This is a genomic window from Rhodococcus sp. 114MFTsu3.1, assembly GCF_000383555.1.
Taxonomy (GTDB): Bacteria; Actinomycetota; Actinomycetes; order Mycobacteriales; family Mycobacteriaceae; genus Rhodococcoides; species Rhodococcoides fascians_E.
Window position 1 is genome coordinate 240348 of sequence record NZ_KB911548.1, and the last position, 16343, is coordinate 256690.

17 protein-coding genes and 1 riboswitch are annotated in these 16343 nt (G+C 65.5%); of the genes, 11 read left to right on the forward strand and 6 right to left on the reverse strand.

All coding sequences use genetic code 11. The annotated features are described in order from the left end of the window. The first annotated feature begins 21 nt into the window (after positions 1-21). Together H292_RS0111445 and H292_RS0111450 are read left to right on the forward strand one after the other, a co-directional pair. Positions 22-1656 carry an MFS transporter gene (locus H292_RS0111445; protein ID WP_176458701.1) on the forward strand — a complete coding sequence of 545 codons (1635 nt, stop codon included), beginning with the start codon at positions 22-24 and terminating at the stop codon, positions 1654-1656. Continuing rightward, a complete protein-coding gene (locus H292_RS0111450; protein WP_020111521.1) occupies positions 1653-2174 on the forward strand; it encodes a DUF2771 family protein in 522 nt (173 codons plus the stop codon). The genes H292_RS0111445 and H292_RS0111450 overlap by 4 nt, the downstream gene beginning before the upstream one ends. Here H292_RS0111450 and H292_RS0111455 read toward each other — a convergent pair whose 3' ends face one another. Then, positions 2175-2588: a cold-shock protein gene (locus H292_RS0111455; RefSeq protein ID WP_019667303.1), complete on the reverse strand. Its 414-nt coding sequence runs from the start codon at positions 2586-2588 to the stop codon at positions 2175-2177. Between the two features lie 169 nt (positions 2589-2757). Here H292_RS0111455 and H292_RS0111460 point away from each other — a divergent pair, with 169 nt between their 5' ends. The 3 genes from H292_RS0111460 (at position 2758) to H292_RS0111475 (ending at position 4472) form a co-directional block, all read left to right on the forward strand. After that, the gene (locus tag H292_RS0111460; RefSeq protein ID WP_019667304.1) at positions 2758-2976 is read left to right on the forward strand and encodes a hypothetical protein; all 219 of its coding nucleotides are present in this window, start codon (positions 2758-2760) and stop codon (positions 2974-2976) included. 15 nt (positions 2977-2991) lie between these two features. Continuing rightward, positions 2992-3363: a YccF domain-containing protein gene (locus H292_RS0111465; RefSeq protein WP_019667305.1), complete on the forward strand. Its 372-nt coding sequence runs from the start codon at positions 2992-2994 to the stop codon at positions 3361-3363. A 286-nt stretch (positions 3364-3649) separates the two neighbouring features. After that, a riboswitch (cyclic di-AMP (ydaO/yuaA leader) is annotated at positions 3650-3847 on the forward strand. A gap of 10 nt (positions 3848-3857) precedes the next feature. Next, positions 3858-4472, forward strand: coding sequence for a transglycosylase family protein (locus H292_RS0111475; RefSeq protein WP_019667307.1), 615 nt, complete (start codon positions 3858-3860; stop codon positions 4470-4472). A gap of 76 nt (positions 4473-4548) precedes the next feature. Here the strand turns inward: H292_RS0111475 and H292_RS0111480 are convergent, their stop codons facing one another. Continuing rightward, positions 4549-4737: a hypothetical protein gene (locus H292_RS0111480; protein ID WP_019667308.1), complete on the reverse strand. Its 189-nt coding sequence runs from the start codon at positions 4735-4737 to the stop codon at positions 4549-4551. A 61-nt stretch (positions 4738-4798) separates the two neighbouring features. Between H292_RS0111480 and H292_RS0111485 the strand changes: the two genes are divergently transcribed. From H292_RS0111485 to H292_RS0111495, 3 genes are all read left to right on the forward strand, one after another. Further along, the gene (locus tag H292_RS0111485; RefSeq protein WP_020111524.1) at positions 4799-7069 is read left to right on the forward strand and encodes a helicase-associated domain-containing protein; all 2271 of its coding nucleotides are present in this window, start codon (positions 4799-4801) and stop codon (positions 7067-7069) included. Between the two features lie 122 nt (positions 7070-7191). Then, positions 7192-8847 carry a DNA repair helicase XPB gene (locus H292_RS0111490; RefSeq protein WP_026348165.1) on the forward strand — a complete coding sequence of 552 codons (1656 nt, stop codon included), beginning with the start codon at positions 7192-7194 and terminating at the stop codon, positions 8845-8847. 26 nt (positions 8848-8873) lie between these two features. Continuing rightward, a complete protein-coding gene (locus tag H292_RS0111495; RefSeq protein ID WP_026348166.1) occupies positions 8874-9542 on the forward strand; it encodes a DUF3239 domain-containing protein in 669 nt (222 codons plus the stop codon). Positions 9543-9553: 11 nt separating this feature from the next. Here the strand turns inward: H292_RS0111495 and H292_RS0111500 are convergent, their stop codons facing one another. Then, the gene (locus H292_RS0111500) at positions 9554-10540 is read right to left on the reverse strand and encodes an LLM class F420-dependent oxidoreductase (RefSeq protein WP_026348167.1); all 987 of its coding nucleotides are present in this window, start codon (positions 10538-10540) and stop codon (positions 9554-9556) included. A 103-nt stretch (positions 10541-10643) separates the two neighbouring features. On the opposite strand from H292_RS0111500, the gene H292_RS0111505 reads away from it, so the two are divergent. Continuing rightward, positions 10644-11861 carry a pyridoxal phosphate-dependent aminotransferase gene (locus tag H292_RS0111505; RefSeq protein WP_020111525.1) on the forward strand — a complete coding sequence of 406 codons (1218 nt, stop codon included), beginning with the start codon at positions 10644-10646 and terminating at the stop codon, positions 11859-11861. 4 nt (positions 11862-11865) lie between these two features. Next, the gene (locus H292_RS0111510) at positions 11866-12882 is read left to right on the forward strand and encodes an AraC family transcriptional regulator (RefSeq protein WP_019667314.1); all 1017 of its coding nucleotides are present in this window, start codon (positions 11866-11868) and stop codon (positions 12880-12882) included. A gap of 13 nt (positions 12883-12895) precedes the next feature. On the opposite strand, the gene H292_RS0111515 is transcribed toward H292_RS0111510, so the two are convergent. Together H292_RS0111515 and H292_RS0111520 are read right to left on the reverse strand one after the other, a co-directional pair. Next, entirely contained in the window at positions 12896-13321 is a 426-nt protein-coding gene (locus H292_RS0111515; protein ID WP_026348168.1) for a VOC family protein, read from the reverse strand. 40 nt (positions 13322-13361) lie between these two features. Next, the gene (locus H292_RS0111520) at positions 13362-14441 is read right to left on the reverse strand and encodes an iron-siderophore ABC transporter substrate-binding protein (protein WP_020111526.1); all 1080 of its coding nucleotides are present in this window, start codon (positions 14439-14441) and stop codon (positions 13362-13364) included. A gap of 125 nt (positions 14442-14566) precedes the next feature. Between H292_RS0111520 and H292_RS0111525 the strand changes: the two genes are divergently transcribed. Then, positions 14567-15190: an alpha-ketoglutarate-dependent dioxygenase AlkB gene (locus H292_RS0111525; protein ID WP_019667317.1), complete on the forward strand. Its 624-nt coding sequence runs from the start codon at positions 14567-14569 to the stop codon at positions 15188-15190. On the opposite strand, the gene H292_RS0111530 is transcribed toward H292_RS0111525, so the two are convergent. After that, complete coding sequence (locus H292_RS0111530) at positions 15187-16269, reverse strand: 3-deoxy-7-phosphoheptulonate synthase (protein ID WP_020111527.1); 1083 nt, start codon at positions 16267-16269, stop codon at positions 15187-15189. The genes H292_RS0111525 and H292_RS0111530 overlap by 4 nt on opposite strands. Positions 16270-16343: the final 74 nt, after the last annotated feature.

Genomic DNA, 16343 nt, shown 5'->3' on the forward strand with positions numbered 1-16343 from the left:
CTTTCAGTGCAGAATTGATCCGTGACCGATCCCCGTGATTCCGACGCCCCCGCGGGTGAGGACCACCCAGGGTTCGACAATTACCGGCCGGCCCCCCGCGCCGCGAACCGGCGTACCCCGCTGCCTCCTCTGCACCCACCGAATCCCCAGCCTCAGGCCGATCGGCCGCAGGACCGGAAACCGCAAGGGCCGAAAGCTCCCCCGATTCCGCGGAAGCTGACGGTCACCCGGGTCGCCGCGATGCGGAGCCGAGAACTGACGGGCAAGGGCATCGCGACGTTCCAGCGCGCAGCAAAAGCCGACGGCGCCGACAAGTCCGGCCTGACGGCACTGACCTACGCGACCATGGCCAACTTCGCGTCCGACGCTGCCATCGCCGTCGCCCTGGCCAACACGTTGTTCTTCTCTGCCGCAACCGGCGAGGACAAGCTGAAGGTCGCACTCTACCTCGTCATCACGATCGCACCGTTCGCCGTCATCGCGCCGCTGATCGGACCGATGCTGGACAGGTTGCAGCACGGCCGTCGCATCGCGCTCGCCACCTCGTTCGGTCTGCGGACGGTGCTGGCGGTGGTGCTGGTGTTCAACTTCGACAGCTGGGTCCTGTATCCGGCCGCACTGGGAATGTTGGTGCTCAGCAAATCCTTCGCGGTACTCAAATCCGCGGTGACGCCCCGCGTACTTCCACCCGAGATAGACCTCGTGAGGGTCAACTCACGGCTCACGGTGTTCGGCCTCATCGGCGGCACCATCGTCGCGGGCGGAATCGCCGCCGGAATCGCGTTCGTCGCAGGCTCCCCTGGTGCGCTCTGGTTCGTCGCCGCCGTCACGGTGTTCGGTGCATACCTGAGCATGCGCATCCCCTCGTGGGTGGAGGTCACCGAAGGCGAAGTCCCCGCAACCCTGAGCTACCACGGCGACGACGCCCAGACGGAAGTGATCCGTCGCGGCCGAGCCGGGGAAACACCGTCGGCTACGCCCGCGAAGGCGCGACGCCAGCCGCTGGGCAAAGCTGTGATCATCGGGCTCTGGGGCAACGGAACCATCCGAATCCTGACCGGGTTTCTGACGCTCTACGTGGCCTTCGTCGCGAAAGCTCAGACCGAACACGAGCCGATCAAGCAGGCTGCGATGCTGGGGCTCGTCGGCGCCGCTGCCGCGATCGGCAACTTCGCCGGCAACGCGGCAGGCGCCCGGATCAAGCTGGGCAGGCCCGCCATCGTCGTCCTCAGGTGCACCACCGCGGTCACCGTCGGCGCGATCGTCGCAGCGATCACCGGCAGTCTGCTGACCGCCGCGCTCGCAGCGCTGATCGCATCCGCGGCGAGCGCACTGGCCAAGGTCTCGCTGGATGCATCACTGCAGTCGGACCTGCCACCGGAATCCATCGCCTCCGGATTCGGCCGATCCGAGACCGTGCTCCAGCTCTGCTGGGTGATGGGCGGAACCATGGGCGTACTGCTGCCCACCGAGTTCTGGCTCGGTTTCACCGTCGTGTCGGTGGTGCTTACGATCGGTCTGGTCCAAACCTTCCTCACCTACCGTGGGAAGTCGCTGCTCCCCGGATTCGGGGGCAACCGACCCGACCACGCCGACCAGGAAATCCCCGACGCCGTCGGACATCCGTCCGCCGCGACCAGCACGAACAGAACGTGAGCACAGTGAATTTCGCACCGAAGACCAAGAAGATACTGGCCATCGGCACCGTCGGCCTCGTAGTCGTCGCAGTTGCGTTCGTCGCGGTTCTCGCGTTGCTCGTCAAGGATGCACCGTCGCATCGGCCGACCGTCACCGCATTCGCCGACGGTAGAACCGTCGTCGTCGAGCCGTACCTCTACTGCCCCGTGAACGAGCCGCTGTGCGACACCGACGGCACCAGCGCCACCGTTCCGGTGCGCGAGGGCCACCCGTTGCAGCTGTCGTTGCCCGGTGAGATCACGTCGGCGCCCTGGATCCTCGCCGCGGTCTACGCGGACGGCGACGGCGCCGTCGAGTCGGACACCCTCTACCTGCCCGACGAGAAGCTGGGCATGACGGTCCAGCCCCTCGACGACGAGGGCAGGGAGCTACTGGGCGTCGAAATCCGACTGCCGTCGGGCGTCATCGACTCCGACACTCAGCAGGAGGAGATCATCAGCCACGCGATCTGGTCGATCGCGACCAAGACCGACTGATCAGCTGTCGAGCTCACGCGCGACGGCGCGGACGACCTCGGAGATCTTCTGAGCGGTCTTGCGGTCCGGGTACTTGCCCTTGCGCAGCTCCGGCTGAATGGTGGCCTCGAGCAACGTGATCATGTCCTCGACCATGCCGTGCAGCTGGTCCGGGGTGTGCTTGCGCTCGACATGCTCACGCCGACCCTGAGTGTTCTGACGCACGGTCGGAGCCGGTTCGAGGACCTTGAGACTGAGCGCCTGCGGTCCGCGGCGGCCTGCGGCCATGCCGAATTCCACGCGCTGACCGGCCTTGAGGCCGTCGACACCTGCAGGGAGCGCAGACGAGCGAACATAGACGTCCTCACCTTCCTCCTGAGAGAGAAAGCCGAATCCCTTGTCGACGTCGTACCACTTCACCTTGCCGGTAGGCACTGCGCTCACCCGTCCATTTGTCTCGATTGTTGTTGCTGGCACAAAATTTCGCGCCCCGCACGATCGGCGAGACGCGAATACGACAGTCTACCGCGAGTGGGCCGGTGCAAGCACCTGGGTTTCTCCGTCGGGTGAGCCGACGTCCGGCGAGCGACTACCGTCTGGAGATGTGACCGATCGACGACCCCGAGGCAGCTCGGCTCTGCTGCGCGTAGCACTCGTTCTTTTCGTTGCCGGACTGGTTGCCATCGCGGCGATCTTTCTGGTTCCGGCGGTGGGCGGAAACGAGCCGCCGCTGTGGCTGTACCTGACCGCGATGATCGCCGCACCGCTCGGCTTCGTGCTGGCGCTGGTGTTCGCACTGTTTTCCGGCCGACGAGCACGATAGACGGGAGTACCGACCATGCGTCCGATACTGAACATCATCTGGCTGATCTTCGGCGGGCTGTGGCTCGCCCTCGGATATTTCGCAGCGGGAATCATCTGCTGCATCCTCATCGTCACGATTCCGTTCGGAATCGCGTCCTTCCGAATCGGCGTCTACGCACTGTGGCCGTTCGGAAAGACGGTCGTCGAACGTCCGACGTCGGGGGTCGCATCGGTGATCGGCAACGTGATCTGGTTGATCGTCGCCGGTGTCTGGCTCGCCATCGGGCACATCGCGACTGCCGTCGCGATGGCCATCACCATCATCGGGATCCCGCTTGCGATCGCGAACCTGAAGATGATTCCGATCTCCCTGATGCCGCTCGGCAAGGACATCGTCGACGCGTGATCACTTCTGCCCCTTCCGCCCCAATCCGGATGGGTGTGACTTCCATCACATAACAGGGTGGTAACGGAAGGGCAACGGACGGACGTCGTCGCGGTGCCGACGCCTCTAGCTGCAGATTCGTTCGTTACCGAAAATCGGACACGAGCACGCCGCGTAGCGGCTCGAAAAAGCAACAGTTACCAAATGGTGACACTCCACGGGAACTTCAGTACGGTCAGTGGCGGCTGAGAAACTTCGGCCGAATCCGTTCCCGCAGCGCCAAACCTCGTCCCGCGGAAACGGACCCCCACCAAGAACACCCAGGGGACGAGGACGGGGGACCCACACGTCCTCTCGGATAACCGGAACGCTCCGCTCACGCGGAACATTCCTTGGGGTGAAGCCCGTCGATCCTGCAGTGATCTCACTGCTGGACACGCCGGGCCGGGCTACCTCTCAGCCCGAACCCGACAGCTGACCTCGCAGGCGCCTGTGGAGAGGATTCGAAGAAAAGTATGAGCGGACGTCATCGCAAGCCGACCACCACCGGCCGCACCGTCGCCAAGGTCGCCGTCACCGGCGCCATCATGGGCACCGCAGGCATCGCCTTCACCGGTACCGCCAACGCAGCTCCTGACTCCGATTGGGACCGTCTCGCTCAGTGCGAAGCAGGCGGCAACTGGGGCATCAACACCGGCAACGGTTTCCAGGGTGGTCTGCAGTTCTCCCCGAGCACCTGGAACTCGCACGGCGGCCAGCAGTACGCAGCCACCGCGAACCAGGCCAGCCGCGAAGAGCAGATCGCAGTCGCCGAGAAGGTTCTCGCATCGCAGGGCTGGGGCGCATGGCCCTCCTGCTCCTCGAGCCTCGGCCTCAGCAGCGCACCGTCCGAGCGCAGCGTGCCTGCCTCGCCGAAGTCCGCTCCCGAAGCACCCAAGCTCCCCGACCTGACGTCCATCCCGACGGTCGACGGCTCTGCCGAGGTCATCGACGGCATCACGAGCGCCGTGCAGACCTTCACCAACGACCCGCAGATCGCCTCGATCATCAAGGACGCGACGCAGGGCATTCAGCTCGACCCGCAGCTGGTCGAGTTCTACCAGGCCAACAAGGCGTTCCTGCCCCAGTAAGGCACATCGCCGGTACGAGAAAGGCCCCCGAGACCGTGGTCTCGGGGGCCTTTCTCGTCTGTTCGTATCGGCTGTGTCAGCGGTTGACGACGGTCACAGGGTGCGCGTAGGGCAGTTCCTCCACGGGCAGCGGGAACTCGGTCTCCTCGCCGTACGGCGACAAGCCTCCCGAGCGCGTGGACGACAATTCCGTCACCGCATGGTCACCGCGTGCGGTGTCCGGCCAGCCTGGATCGACATAGGGCTTCTTCGACTTGTTCACCATGCGCCCATTTTGACACCTGCGCTGCGGCATACACCAGCCCAGGTCACTAATCTGATACGTGATGACCGATAAAGCAGCGCCACCGGACCTCGCCACGTGGCTGGAGTCCCGCTCCGATTCCGAACTCGTCGGCTTTCTCACGCTGCGTCCGGACCTGACGGTGCCACCGCCGTCGACCATCGGTGTTCTCGCCGGCCGCGCCGAGCAGCGCGCGTCGATTCTCCGTAGTGCCGACTCACTCGACACCCTCGCGCTGACGATTCTCGAGCTTCTCTCGATCGAGGGTGCGGGTGATCTGCCGGTGACTCGTGCGCGTCTCGACGACGTGATCGACAAGCGCGCCACCGCCAAAGCCGTCGATCGTGCGCTGACGGCGCTGCGGGAACGCGCTCTGGTCTGGGGCACTCGAACCCTTCGGATGGCTCCCGCGGCACCGGACGCCGTGCCATGGCGAATCGGCCGCATCCTGGACGCAGACGACTCACTCACGCCCGAGCGCGTCACCGAAGCGCTCGCCGGTATCGAATCGAGCGAACGTGGCCTGCTCGACACTCTCGCGAGGTCTTCTCCCGTCGGTCGGACCCGCGATGCCGCGCCGGGCACGTCGCCGGACCGTCCGGTCCAGAAGCTGCTGCGCGCCGGGCTGCTGACGTGGCTGGACGAGCAGACGGTCGAGCTTCCGCATCAGGTGGGTCAGGCGCTGCGCGGCGAGCCGATCTCCGATCCCACCTCGCTGACTCCACCCAAGCCGGCGACGACCAAGTACACGGCAGCCGACGTCGACGCCGCGGCGGCGGGCGAATCGCTCGAGCTGATCAGGCACTGCGCGGCGATCATCGAGTCCTTGGCGGTCGCACCCGCCCCGGCGCTGAAGGCCGGCGGTCTCGGCATCCGAGAACTCAAACGCATCACCAAAGCGACGGGTCTCGACGAGAACCAGGTGGGACTGCTCGTCGAACTCCTCGCGGCCGCGGGCTTGATCTCCAGCGGCACCCCCGATCCCCTTCCGTCGAACGACTCCGGCGACGACTACTGGGCGCCCACCTCCGCCGTCGACGCCTGGACGACGGCAACGCCTGCCGCGCGCTGGCACGCCCTGGCGTCGGCGTGGCTCGATCTGCAGCGTGCCCCCTGGCTCATCGGTATGCGCGATTCCAACGACAAACCCGTCGCCGCGCTGTCCGAGGAAGTTCGCTCGCCTGCGGCCCCGCGCGACCGTCGTACGATCCTCGAGTACCTGGCCGATCTGGGCGCCGGAAACTCGGTGACGCCCGCCGACGTCTCGCGCGGACTCGGCTGGCGACGTCCACGGGCAGCGGCCAGGTTCGCGATGCGCCCGACGCAGAAGATGATCGACGAAGCCACGACCCTCGGCATCGTCGCCCGCGGTGCGCTGTCGTCACCGGGCAAAGCGTTGTTGCACGGCGGCGACGCCGAAGCCGCCATGCGGTCCGTTCTTCCGAAACCGATCGACTACATCCTCCTCCAGGCCGACCTCACCCTGGTGGCACCGGGACCTCTCGAACCTGATCTGAACGACCGGATCGAGCTCGTGGCCGACGTCGAGTCGGCAGGCGCGGCGACGATGTACCGGATCACCGAGGACAGTCTGCGCCGAGCTCTCGACGTGGGCATGAGCGCGGCCGAGTTGCACAGTCTGTTCACCACACACTCCCGTACCCCGGTTCCGCAGGGACTGAGCTACCTGATCGACGACGTCGCCCGGCGCCACGGACGACTCCGGGCCGGTGTGGCCTCATCGTTCGTCCGGTGCGAGGATCCGGCTCTGCTCGCCGAGGTTCTGGCCTCCCCGGCGAGCGAACAACTGGCGCTCCGCGCGCTCGCTCCGACGGTCGCCATCTCGCAAGCGCCCCTGGCCGAAGTCATGAACGTCCTCACCGCGGCGGGGCTTGCACCCGCAGGCGAGGATTCCAACGGCGCCATCGTCGACCTCCGCAGCCGCGGTGCGCGGGTCCCGGTCCGCAGAACCCGAGCCCAGTTCCGCAGCCCGGCCGTACCCACCGACGAGCAACTCGCCCGGCTCGTCACCGAACTGCGAGCGGGCGAACGCGCCTCCCGGGCGAGCGGTCACACCGTGCGTTCCGACGGCACCCGCGCAACCGGAACCGCGACGCTCGCCCTGCTCCAGACCGCACTGCAGGTGCGGCGAAGCGTCACGATCGGCTACGTCGACGCCCAGGGCACCGCGTCGAGACGCGTCGTCGATCCGGTCGCGATGGGCGGTGGTCTGCTCGAGGCATTCGATCCCGCGACCGGTGAAGTACGTCGCTTCACCCTGCATCGCATCACCTCGGTGGCTCTCGTCGACTGACGTGAGCGGCAATGCAGTTCCGCTCACATGCGCGGACGGCACGTTATGTGGACAATGGAACAGTTGCGCATTTTCGATGCGCATCAGGCGCGTTGCGCCGAAGAGTTCTGTAGGAGGAACACGTGACCGATGGGCCTTTGATCGTCCAGTCCGACAAGACTCTGCTGCTGGAAATCGACCACCCGCAAGCCGGTGAAGCGCGCGGCGCCATCGCTCCGTTCGCGGAGCTCGAACGAGCGCCCGAGCATGTGCACACCTATCGCATCACCCCGCTCGCACTGTGGAACGCGCGTGCGGCCGGCCACGATGCGGAGCAGGTCGTCGACGCACTCGTCAACTACTCGCGCTACGCCGTGCCTCAACCGTTGCTGGTGGACATCGTCGACACGATGGCACGGTACGGACGCCTTCAGCTGGTGAAGAGCCCGGTCCACGGACTCTCGCTCATCAGCCTGGACCGTGCCGTCCTCACCGAGGTCATGCGGCACAAGAAGATTGCGCCGATGCTCGGCGCCAAGGTCGACGAGGACACGGTCATCGTTCACCCGAGCGAGCGCGGGCATCTCAAGCAGATGCTGCTGAAGATCGGCTGGCCCGCGGAAGACCTCGCCGGGTACGTCGACGGCGAAGCGCACCCGATCGATCTGGATCAGGAGGGCGGCCATTGGTCGCTGCGCGACTACCAGGAGATGGCCGCGGATTCGTTCTGGGCCGGCGGCTCGGGCGTCGTCGTCCTCCCCTGTGGCGCAGGCAAGACAATGGTCGGTGCCGCCGCGATGGCCAAGGCCAAGGCCACGACGCTGATTCTCGTCACCAACACCGTCGCGGGCCGCCAGTGGAAGCGCGAGCTGATCGCGCGTACCTCGCTCACCGAGGAAGAGATCGGTGAGTACTCGGGCGAGCGCAAGGAAATTCGCCCTGTGACCATCGCCACCTACCAGGTCATCACTCGTCGCACCAAGGGCGAGTACAAGCACCTCGAGCTGTTCGACTCGCGCGACTGGGGTCTGGTCATCTACGACGAGGTCCACCTGCTTCCGGCGCCGGTGTTCCGCATGACGGCCGATCTGCAGTCGCGGCGTCGCCTCGGCCTGACCGCGACCCTGGTCCGTGAGGACGGCCGCGAGGGCGACGTGTTCTCGCTCATCGGCCCCAAGCGATACGACGCTCCGTGGAAGGACATCGAGGCGCAGGGCTGGATCGCGCCCGCCGAATGCATCGAGGTTCGCGTCACGCTGACCGATGCCGAACGCATGGCGTACGCGGTGTCGGAACCGGAGGAGCGATACAAACTGTGCTCGACGGCGCACACCAAGATCGCCGTGGTGAAATCCATTCTGGCGAAGCACGAGGACGCGCCGACGTTGGTGATCGGGGCGTACCTCGATCAGCTCGACGAATTGGGTGAGGCACTGAACGCCCCGGTCATCCAGGGGTCGACCAAGAACAAGGAACGAGAAATCCTCTTCGACGCGTTCCGCAAGGGCGAGATTCAGACCCTGGTGGTCAGCAAGGTCGCGAACTTCTCCATCGACCTCCCGGAAGCATCTGTGGCCGTGCAGGTTTCAGGAACCTTCGGATCACGTCAGGAGGAAGCACAGCGCCTCGGACGCCTCCTTCGGCCGAAACACGATGGCGGACAGGCGCATTTCTACTCCGTCGTGTCCCGGGACACCCTCGACGCCGAATATGCTGCGCACAGGCAACGATTCCTCGCCGAGCAGGGGTACGCCTATCGCATCACCGACGCCGACGACATGCTGGGGCCTGCGATCTGAGCTGCCGGCGTGCTAATAATGGGCAGGTGCGCCGATTCGATTTTCCCGTAGACGTTGCCCACGCCAACTCGGTGAACGAGACCATGGGCGACGTCCGGCGGCTCCGTGTCTCCGCCGTCGTCACCGCCGTCGTGCTGATCGCCGCCGCCGCGTGGTTCTTCTGGTTGGCGCACCCGTGGTCCTACATTCTGGGCGCGGTGTTCCTGATCACGGCGGCGACGTCGCTGTGGGTGACCGTCTGGGCGCCGCGCAAGGTCGGCACCGTCGAGGACCTTTATGCCGAAGGCGGGCTGGTGCCCGCCGTCATCGCGGAGACGCGTGCACGCGGCGTCACCCTGCTGGCGCTGATCGACATCGCCAAGCCCGACGCGGACGCGTCGCACTACGCCCTCGTCACACGCAGCATCCGATCGCTGCCCGGCCACGAACTGGTCGAAGGGGAACTGGTTCCGTCGATCTCGGTCCTGTCGGATCGAAGCAAGAACGCGATCAGCGACACCTGGCAGATGGTCGCCCCGATGCCCATCGCCTGGGGCACCACGGACGCATCGGTGATCGAGCGCGCTACCGCGGAGATCAGCGAAGCGGAATGGGCTCTGCTGGTCGCCAACATCGGTCTGTCCCCCAAGGTCCGTCAATCCGACAACCAGCAACTCCTGGTGGATCCGCACGACTTGCCCGACGAACTGCGGTAGCGCACCACCGATCACGACAGGGCCGGAATGACCTCGCGCTCGAACAGTTCGATGCCGGAACGGTCGTAGGCGGCTTCCGGGAAATAGAAGATGCCGTACGCGAGCCCCTTCTCCTTCAGCGCCGTCAAATTCTCGACGATCTGCTCCGGCGTGCCGACACCGGGAAGACCACGGAACGCGTCGAGCGCCGCGTCCGCCTTCTCGGCCCCCACGTACTGCGTCAGACGCGCCTGAAGCCGGTCCAGCCTGTCCTTCACTTCTGCTTCCGTGGTCCCGATCGCGACGTTGTAGTTGGACGAGCGCACGATCGAGTCGAAATCGCGTCCGACCGCGTCGCAGTGCCCCTTCAGCAACTCCGACTTACGCGTGAATCCCTCCGGGGTGCCGTCGAAGTTGGTGTAGTCGGCGTACTTCGCCGCGATCTTCAGCGTGACCTTCTCGCCGCCGCCGGCGATCCACAGAGGGATGCCGCCTTCCTGGACCGGCTTGGGCCACACCCGAGCGCCATCGACCTGGAAGTACTTGCCGTCGAGCGTCGCCTCACCGGTTTCCCAGGCCTGCTTGAAGATCTGCACACCCTCCTCGAGTGCGCCAAGACGCTGCCCGGCGGGAGGGAAGCCGTATCCGTATGCCCGCCACTCGTGCTCGTACCAGCCGGCACCGATACCCATTTCGACGCGGCCGGCCGAGATCAGATCCACCGTCGCCGCAACTTTCGCCAGATACGCGGGATTGCGGTACGCCATCGACGTGCACATCTGCCCCAGACGGATGCGCGACGTCGTCGCCGCGAACGCGGACATCAGAGTCCAGGCCTCGTGCGTCGCCTCGTCCGTCGGCTCGGGGACGGTATGGAAATGGTCGTACACCCACAATGATTCCCACGGTCCGGCGTCGGCGGCGGATGCGAGGTTCCGCATCACGTCCCACTGCGCCGCAGGATCGATACCGACCAGGTCGAGTCGCCAGCCTTGAGGAATGAAGAGTCCGAATCGCATGACCGGAATCCTACCGATCCAGTAGGAATCACACTCCTCGACCGACACCGCCGATGACGGACGACCACGATGCCCGAAATGTGACACCAGCTACGCTGCAGGAATGTCCGCGGAGTATCAGAGCCGAACCGTCGAGCGCCTACGCCCGTTCGGATCCACCATCTTCGCCGAAATGACGGCGCTCGCCGTGTCCACCGGTGCCGTCAACCTCGGCCAGGGTTTCCCCGACACCGACGGACCCGCGTCGATGCTCGACGCCGCGAGGGGCGCCATCGCCGACGGCTTCAACCAATACTCACCCGGGCCGGGGTTGCCCGTTCTGCGCGACGCCGTCGTCGCGGACAGAAAGCGCCGTCTGGGCATCGAGTACGACCCGGCAACGGAAGTGCTGATCACCGTCGGCGCCACCGAAGGCATCGCAGCCACCATTCTCGGACTGGTCGAACCCGGCGAAGAGGTTCTGCTCATCGAGCCGTACTACGACTCCTACGCAGCTGCCATCGCACTGGCCGGGGCACGACGCAAGGCCGTCTCGCTGGTCCCGGACGGCAACGGATTCGCGCTCGACACCGATGCCCTGGCCGCAGCGATCGGCCCGAACACGAAACTCCTCGTGGTCAACACACCGCACAACCCCACCGGGACCGTGCTCACACACGCCGAGCTGACGCGAATCGCCGACATCGCCTGTGAGCACGACCTTCTGGTCCTGACCGACGAGGTCTACGAACGACTGACCTTCGACTCCCCCGACTCGTCCGGTCGATCGGCGAGATCCACCCACGTATCACTCGCGTCTCTCCCTGGAATGTTCCAGCGCACGGTCACCGTGTCCAGTGCCGCAAAGACCTTCAACGCCACCGGCTGGAAAACCGGCTGGGCCTTGGGACCACGTGAGCTCATCGATGCAGTACGCGCGGCCAAACAGTTCATGACCTTCGTCGGCGGAACTCCGTTCCAGCCTGCCGTCGCGCATGCGTTGAATCACGAGGACGCGTGGGTGGAGAATCTACGTACGTCCCTGCAGGCCAAACGAGATGTACTGTCCTCCGCGCTCGCCGACGCCGGTCTCGACGTGAAGGCAAGCGACGGAACCTATTTCGTGTGCGCGGACATCTCGTCGGTGGGCGGAGTCGACGCCCTGCAGTTCTGCCGAACCCTGCCGGAGAGAATCGGAGTCGCGGCCGTTCCGGTCAGCGCCTTCGTCGACGATCCGACGCCCGCCTCCGGCCCGAGCAACTGGACGACGCTCGTACGGTTCGCCTTCTGCAAGAAGGACGACGTGCTCGCCGACGCCGCCTCCAGGCTACTCACGCTGTGATCCCATGAGTGCCCGTACGATTCCTGCCGAGTTCATCGCCAAGGCTGTCGTGCTCGCCGAGAGCGGTGGCGTCGACCTGTCCTACCCCATGACCATCGCCGGAATCGACCGGTCTTCGCTGCACGATCCGAGCAACCGGCTGACCGCCGAGCAGGTCACCCTGTTCACCCAGGCGGCATGGCAGGTCACCGGTGACGAACTGTTCGGACTTGCGTCGACGCCGATGCGGCGCGGAAGTTTTCGGGTCATCTGTCTGACGCTGATCCACTGTCCCGACCTTTCCGCCGCACTCAACCGCATGTCCGAGACGACCCGTGTTCTGTCGGGAATGCCCCCGATGCTGATCACCGGCGACGACGGGGCGACGCGGCTGACCATCCCGCCCGCCGACAACAGCCACCTACCCGAGCATGCGAGGGCTGCTGCCGGCAGATTGCTCACCGACTTTCGGATGGTTCTGGTGCACCGCTTCGCTGCATGGCTCATCGGAGGACGAGTCAAACTGCATTCCGTCGAACTCCCCTACGACCTCGACGATCCGTCCACGGGGAAGCTCTACGACCGAATGTTCGGTACGAGAGTCACTTTCGGAGCGGACGTAGCCGCTCTGGAGTTCGACAACTCCGCGATGCGAGCACCCATCGTGCAAACGGAGGACACTCTCGCCGAGTATCTCCGCGAATCCCCCAACCTCCTGTTCACGGCCCGCGACTACGACAGCACTGCATCCGCCCAAGTCCGACGTGCACTCGAACTCGGCCTGCAGGGTCAAGCACCCGGCACCGACGACATCGCGGACATGTTGTCCGTCAGCACCGCCCATCTACGTCGACTCCTGCGACAAGAAGGCACGTCCGTCAACCAGATTCGTGAGGAAGTCCTACGAGACGCCGCCGTCTCCGGTCTGAGCCGCGGCGACTCGGTGGACGACATCTCCAACAGACTGGGCTTTTCCGAACCGTCCGCATTCCGCCGAGCCTTCAAGCGCTGGACAGGACAGACCCCCGGTGCCTACCGCTGACACCCCGTCCCGGTCAGGACACGCAGAACTCGTTTCCCTCGGGATCGGTCATGGTGATCCACGTGCTCGGACCGACCTGACCGCGGTGCGAGACCGAGGCCCCGGCGTCGACCAGCTTCTGGGCGATGGCCTCGCGTTCGTCGCCGACCCTGATGTCGAAGTGAAGACGGTTCTTGACCGTCTTCGGCTCGGGCACGAGTTGGAAGAGAACACGCGGGGTTCCAGGAGTGTCCGGATCGAAGATCGCCGCGCCGATCTTCCAGACCAGGTCGCCCTCGAACACCACGGTGTCCTCCTGCCTGGCGTGACCCGCCGCGATCAGGCCCTCGATGAACGCACCATCGGTGGGTTCGACGACCCACCCGAGCGCGGATGCCCACCATTTCGCCTGCTCATGAGGTTTCCCACTGTCCACCGTGACCTGAAATTCGTATCCCATGTGCACACGATAGGCCGATGCACCGACACGCATACGTCGGTCAGTCGACGTTCTCCGCAGCAGCGTTCAACGCAGACGCAATATCGTCCAGGACGACGGGAATGGTCAGCACGGTGAGTCCACCGAACGCGAAGTTCTTCTCCACCGAGAAGCTTTCGGTCGAAGCGGTTCGTCCATCGGCGACGACGGGAAGCTCGGCGATGACCGGTTCCGCCAGGAACGCGGCCAGGGACGGCTTGTCGTACGCGACGACGAAGAGGACGTCCGATGCGATCGCCGACGCCTTCTCGTAACTGAGGTCGAAGTACACGGCCTCGGCGTCGTCGGTGGGATCGGACTGCTGAATCGACTCCTCGTTGACCAGACCGAGTTGCTCGAGGAACTCCACTCGCACGTCGTCGTCCTTGCTCACCGAGAACACACCGGGCACGTTCGGCAGGGCGACCGTGATCGACTTGCCCTTCAGCGCGGGGTATTTCGCCGCGACCTCCGCGATGTTCTTCTCCGTATCCGCGACGACCGCGGCCGCTTCGTCCTGCTTGCCCAGGGCCTCGCCTGCAATCGTCACCTGCTCTTGCCACGACGCGGTCCACTGTCGCTCCGGATACGCGACGACGGGCGCGATCTCGGACAGCGCGTCGAACTCGGCCTGGCTCATGCCGGAGTAGGGCGCGAAGATCAGGTCGGGTTCGGCCAGGGCGAACTGTTCGATCGGGGCTTGGCCGGTGCCGTCTCCAGCCAACAATGTGGGAGTCGCGGCGCCGAGTTCACCGAGAGCGGTTCGATCCCACGGCAGCACGCCCTCGGCGTCGGCGCCGTAGCTTTCACCGACGAATGCCGGCATTGCGACCGGCACCACGCCCAAGGCCAGGAGAGCATCCTGGTTGGACCAACCCCAGGTGGCAACGCGAGTCGGGGCCGAGTCGATGGTGGCGCTTCCGAGAGCGGAGTCGATGGTGACAGGAAACGAACCCGCCGCCGCGGCCGACCCGGTCGCTGCGGACGTCTCGGTGTCGGCCGCAGAGTCACCGGAGTCGGTACTGCATCCGACCAGCGCCGTTGCCATCGAAGCAGCAACGAGGAACGCGGTGATACGACGCGTCGGCGACCCTATGTACATCGACAGAACCCTCCGAGAGTTGGTTTAGGTTCACTAAAGTAGCACGCTGGGAAGGGTCACCTAACCTCGTAACATCCACTCGCGTATAGGTGGAACATACGTTCGAATGCAGCTACGCTGAGGTGATGAGCGTGGAACTTCAGGGCTCGCTGTTCACCGACGACGAGGAGCGGTTCGGTCCTCTCGGATCGACCGTGAGCAGGCGGGCACTGTCGAACGGCGCATGGGTGGACGTGAGGCCGGGATGGGCAGGCTCGATCGATCTGTTCGACCGCCTCGTCGACGCGGTGGACTGGCGGTCGGAGCGGCGTCGGATGTACGACCGCGTGGTCGACGTGCCTCGCCTGGTCCGGTTCTATTCGGAATCCGAGCCGTGGCCGGATCCGGCGTTGGACGAAGCCAAGAACGCACTCGACGCACACTACGGCCGGGAACTGGGCGAGACGTTCGCGACGGCCGGATTGTGTTATTACAGAGACGGATCCGACAGTGTGGCGTGGCACGGCGACAACATCGGCCGCAGCGCCACCGAGGACACGATGGTCGCCATCGTCTCGCTCGGCGCCACCAGGCAACTGATGCTGCGCCCCCGTGGAGGCGGCACATCACTGAAATTCACACTGGGACATGGCGATCTGATCGTCATGGGCGGCTCGTGTCAGCGCACCTGGGAGCACGCCGTCCCCAAGAGCACCCGCGCGACCGGACCACGCATCAGCGTGCAGTTCCGGCCGCGCGGTGTCCGCTAACCGCGGCGAGTCTCGACGGCGGCAGCCAACACATCGAGTTGTGCTGCAGTGGTGTCCCAATCGAGGCACGCGTCGGTGATGGACTGGCCGTAGGTCAGGTCCTCCTTGCGTCCGAGCGTCAGATCCTGACGGCCTGCGACGAGGAAGCTCTCGAGCATGACACCGACGATGCCGTGCTCACCCTCGCCGAGGCGTCGGGCAACGTCGGTGACCACGTCGACCTGCTTGTTGTGGTCCTTGCGGCTGTTGCCGTGACTGGCGTCGATGACGACGCGCTCGGGTAGCGACGACTTCCGCAGACGCGCGACCGTGTCGGCGACGGATTCTGCGTCGTAGTTCGGTCCGTCGGTGCCGCCGCGCAGGATGACGTGGCAGTCCGGGTTGCCGGTGGTGCGAATCAACGCGGCCTGGCCGTCCAGATCGGTACCGGGGAACACATGGCTCGAGGCGGCAGCACGGGTACCGTCGACCGCGACCTGGATGTCGCCTTCCGTCGAATTCTTGATCCCGACGGGCATCGACAGAGCGCTGCACAGCTGGCGATGCACCTGGCTGGCTGCGGTGCGAGCACCGATGGCGCCGTAGCTGACCAGGTCCGCGATGTACTGCGGCGTGATCGGGTCGAGGAATTCGCACCCGACCGGCAGTCCGAGAGCGGAAATGTCCACCAGCAGCTGACGCCCCACGCGCAGACCGGAATTGATGTCGAACGAGCCGTCGAGGTGCGGATCGTTGATCAGGCCCTTCCAGCCCAGCGTCGTACGCGGCTTCTCGAAGTACACGCGCATGACGATGTGCAACCGATCGCCCAGCTCGGACGCCTTCTCGGCGAGTTTGCGTGCGTACTCCATCGCGGCCTCGGTGTCGTGCACCGAGCACGGCCCGACCACCACGATGAGACGGGTGTCCGCGCCGTTCAGGATGTCGACCACACCGGCGCGGCCGCGACGAACCGTCGACGACACCGCGTCGTCGGCGGCGTGCTCACGTCGCAGCAACGACGGCGCCACCAGCGGGCTGATGCTGATGGTGCGCTGATCGTCCAACGACGTATCGGTAGGGGTGACAGCTGTAGTCATGAGAAATCCTTTTCGATTCTCAGACCGGCCCTCGGAGAGCTCCACGCACGCTTCGAGCCGGTCTGCATCCGGCT

Bases quoted from the DNA above. Each gene is read 5' to 3' on its own strand.
- H292_RS0111465 (WP_019667305.1), top strand. From the start codon at position 2,992: ATGCGTCCGATACTGAACATCATCTGGCTGATCTTCGGCGGGCTGTGG.
- H292_RS0111475 (WP_019667307.1), top strand. From the start codon at position 3,858: ATGAGCGGACGTCATCGCAAGCCGACCACCACCGGCCGCACCGTCGCC.
- H292_RS0111480 (WP_019667308.1), bottom strand. From the start codon at position 4,737: ATGGTGAACAAGTCGAAGAAGCCCTATGTCGATCCAGGCTGGCCGGAC.
- H292_RS0111485 (WP_020111524.1), top strand. From the start codon at position 4,799: ATGACCGATAAAGCAGCGCCACCGGACCTCGCCACGTGGCTGGAGTCC.
- H292_RS0111500 (WP_026348167.1), bottom strand. From the start codon at position 10,540: ATGCGATTCGGACTCTTCATTCCTCAAGGCTGGCGACTCGACCTGGTC.
- H292_RS0111505 (WP_020111525.1), top strand. From the start codon at position 10,644: ATGTCCGCGGAGTATCAGAGCCGAACCGTCGAGCGCCTACGCCCGTTC.
- H292_RS0111510 (WP_019667314.1), top strand. From the start codon at position 11,866: ATGAGTGCCCGTACGATTCCTGCCGAGTTCATCGCCAAGGCTGTCGTG.
- H292_RS0111515 (WP_026348168.1), bottom strand. From the start codon at position 13,321: ATGGGATACGAATTTCAGGTCACGGTGGACAGTGGGAAACCTCATGAG.
- H292_RS0111520 (WP_020111526.1), bottom strand. From the start codon at position 14,441: ATGTACATAGGGTCGCCGACGCGTCGTATCACCGCGTTCCTCGTTGCT.
- H292_RS0111525 (WP_019667317.1), top strand. From the start codon at position 14,567: ATGAGCGTGGAACTTCAGGGCTCGCTGTTCACCGACGACGAGGAGCGG.
- H292_RS0111530 (WP_020111527.1), bottom strand. From the start codon at position 16,269: ATGACTACAGCTGTCACCCCTACCGATACGTCGTTGGACGATCAGCGC.